4 protein-coding genes are annotated in these 2,989 nt (G+C 53.6%); all 4 read right to left on the bottom strand.

Annotation, left to right across the window (positions count from 1 at the left end; all coding sequences use genetic code 11):
• On the bottom strand, nt 1-884 hold an 884-nt coding region (locus Q0X57_RS08065; protein WP_297729960.1), incomplete at its 3' end, for a 4-phosphoerythronate dehydrogenase.
• 143 nt (nt 885-1,027) lie between these two features.
• Entirely contained in the window at nt 1,028-2,218 is a 1,191-nt protein-coding gene (kbl, locus tag Q0X57_RS08060; protein ID WP_297729958.1) for a glycine C-acetyltransferase, read from the bottom strand.
• A 61-nt stretch (nt 2,219-2,279) separates the two neighbouring features.
• Nucleotides 2,280-2,717 carry a DUF5606 domain-containing protein gene (locus Q0X57_RS08055; RefSeq protein WP_297729956.1) on the bottom strand — a complete coding sequence of 146 codons (438 nt, stop codon included), beginning with the start codon at nt 2,715-2,717 and terminating at the stop codon, nt 2,280-2,282.
• A 79-nt stretch (nt 2,718-2,796) separates the two neighbouring features.
• Nucleotides 2,797-2,989 (bottom strand): hypothetical protein (locus Q0X57_RS08050; protein WP_297729954.1); only part of this gene is annotated, 193 nt, incomplete at its 5' end.

The following is a 2,989-nucleotide window of genomic DNA, read 5'->3' as shown; positions in this document are numbered from 1 at the left end:
GCCTTACCATGTACCGAGAAGCCCGCAATGTGTGGTGTGCCGATGAAGACACGGTCTAGTAGTGCCTGCGCTATGTGTGGCTCGCCCTCCCAGCAGTCGATCACGGCTCCTGAGACCGCCTTGTCGTCTATCGCACGTACTAGTGCGGCAGTATCCACGACAGCTCCACGACAAGCGTTGATCAACCAAGGTCGTTGCTGAGCACTTCGCAAGAAAGCGTCATTGACCAAGTGATAGGTGGGGTAGGAGCCCCCCTTAGTCAGAGGCACGTGGCAGGTAATGATCGTAGCCGATGAGAGGAGCGTCTCTAGCTCTACATAGCTATTCCGCAGCGAGGGCATAGTCTCCGCAAGGTAGGGGCGTGGGAGCCCTTTGCTGTCCAGCTCCTCCAGATAGCTCTGCCAGTCAGGGTGCTCATCGTAAGCCGCCACGAGAGGCGGGTCGTAGAGGAGCGTCCGCATGCCGAGCGCTTTGGCACGCTGATAGATCCGTCCGCCTGTATGTCCCGTACCGATGATTCCGAGCGTTATATCCTCAGGTGCCAAACCCTGCTCTAAGGCGATACGAGCGATCGCTGTCAGGACATATTGCGCTACGGAAGCAGCGTTGCACCCAGGAGCATTGTACCAACGAATGCCTGCCTCACGGCAGTAGTTGGTATCTATATGGTCAAAGCCCGCTGTCGCCGAGGTGATCAGACGTACAGCGCTACCCTCCAGTAGTGCTCGGTCACAGCGCGTCACGCTACGGATCATCAACGCATCGGCATCGGCAACCGCCTCGGCCGTTATCTCACCGCTCGGCAAGTAGTGCGCCTCGACTCCGAGGGGCATACCGTCGGCCATATAGGGGATAGAACTATCTACAACTATTCGCAGGGACATATATAGGGTAGTTTAACAGCTTAATATAAAGAGGAAGGTGACTAGACCTGCACTCCCTATGTGATGGGATAGCGTCTAGTCACCTTCGTTGTTAGTTATGCTTTGCTAAGCGCTGCAATTACTTGAGACTTTTGCAACAGTCTCTACTTGATCACGCCGAGCTCCTTGCCTATCTTGATAAAGGCAGCGATCGCCTTGTCAAGGTGCTCACGCTCGTGAGCTGCAGAGAGCTGTACACGGATACGAGCCTCGCCCTTCGGTACGACTGGATAGTAGAAGCCAGTCACATAGATACCCTCCTCGAGGAGACGAGCAGCGTAGCGCTGAGATAGGGGAGCGTCGTAGAGCATCACGGCACAGATAGCGCTCTGTGTAGGCTTGATATCAAAGCCCGCAGCGAGCATCTTATCACGGAAGTACTTGACATTCTCCATCAGCTTGGTGTGCAGCGAGTCATCCTCCTCCAGCATCTTGAAGACCTCAAGACCAGCGCCGACTACTGCGGGTGGCAGTGAGTTAGAGAAGAGGTAAGGTCTAGAGCGCTGACGTAGCATCTCAATGATCTCCTTAGGACCAGCCGTAAAGCCACCGATAGCACCGCCGAAAGCCTTGCCCAGCGTACCCGTGTGGATGTCGATACGGTCGAAGCAGTCAAACGCCTCAGCGACACCACGACCCGTCTTGCCAACGACACCAGCCGAGTGGCACTCATCAACCATGACGAGCGCATCGTACTTGTCAGCGAGGTCGCAGATCTTGTCCATAGGAGCTACGTTGCCGTCCATACTGAAGACACCGTCCGTGACGATGATGCGGAAGCGCTGCTCCTGAGCCTCCTGAAGGCACTTCTCGAGCTCCTCCATATTGGCATTAGCGTAGCGATAGCGCTTAGCCTTGCAGAGGCGTACACCATCGATGATGGAAGCGTGGTTCAGCGAGTCGCTAATGATCGCATCCTCTGGGCCAAAGAGAGGCTCGAAGACACCGCCATTGGCATCAAAGCAAGCAGCGTAGAGGATCGCATCCTCCGTGTGGAAGTAGTGAGCGATAGCCTGCTCGAGCTGCTTGTGGATATCTTGCGTACCGCAGATGAAGCGTACGCTACTCATACCGTATCCGTGCGAGTCCATCATATCCTTAGCAGCCTTGACGAGGCGAGGATTGTCAGATAGACCTAGATAGTTGTTAGCGCAGAAGTTCAAGACATCCTTACCCCCCTGTACCTTGATGGCAGCCGTCTGAGGGGTGATGATAATGCGCTCCTCCTTGTAGAGACCCGCATCCTTAGTGTCCTGGATCTCCTTGGTGAGGAAGTTCTTCAGTTCTTTGTACATGATATTATGTGGTAAAGTTATTAGACAAGAGTGGTGAGCCAAGCGTGGCTCGATAGGTCTCTTACTCCTCAGCGGGCGTCTCGCTAGCCTCGCTAGTCTCCTCAGGTGCAGGCTCGGAGAAGTCGGTATGACCCGTCTCTACGAGGATATTGTACCAGCGGAAGATCTTCTTGATATCGTTGTCGTGGACACGCTGGCGGTCGTACTCAGGGAGCACCTCTGCAAAGAGGTCAAAGTAAGCCTCCTTGCCACTAAGGCTCTTGAGGTCTACGGGCTTGCCCTCGTACTTGTCGAGGAGCGTCTGTAGGATCAGGCGCAGTGGCGTCTCCTCGGTCGTCGTGTAGATCGATATATCGCCTAGCGATACGACACGATCGGAGGCGTAAGCGGGTATACGACGCTTCGTCTCTAGATCCTCGACGATGATACTATTCTTGGTGTGGGTCAGGAGCTTAAAGAGTCCTGGCTTGCCTGAGATGGATAAGATTTCTTTGAGCATAAACTATACTATGTGGCGAAAGCCCCCAAGGCTCTCATTATATCTATCTGCAAAGATACGAAATTAGAGATTAGAGGGGCTAGAGATTAGAGATCCTAGCTTCACTAGGAGCACTAGTGCCTCTAGTGCCAATAGCCAGCCCCCTCAGGAAACCCCAAAAATCCTCGGAGCAAATTCTGATTTTCCAGCGAGGAATGGAAAAATTCTTCGGACTTGCGATTTCATTCTTCCGAAGTTTCATTTCATTCTTCCGAAGTTTTATTTCGTCCCTC

Origin of the sequence: uncultured Porphyromonas sp., assembly GCF_947254915.1 — a bacterium.
Lineage (GTDB): Bacteria > Bacteroidota > Bacteroidia > Bacteroidales > Porphyromonadaceae > Porphyromonas.
Note: the sequence above shows the minus strand (reverse complement) of the source record. Positions and strands in the feature narration are given on the sequence as shown.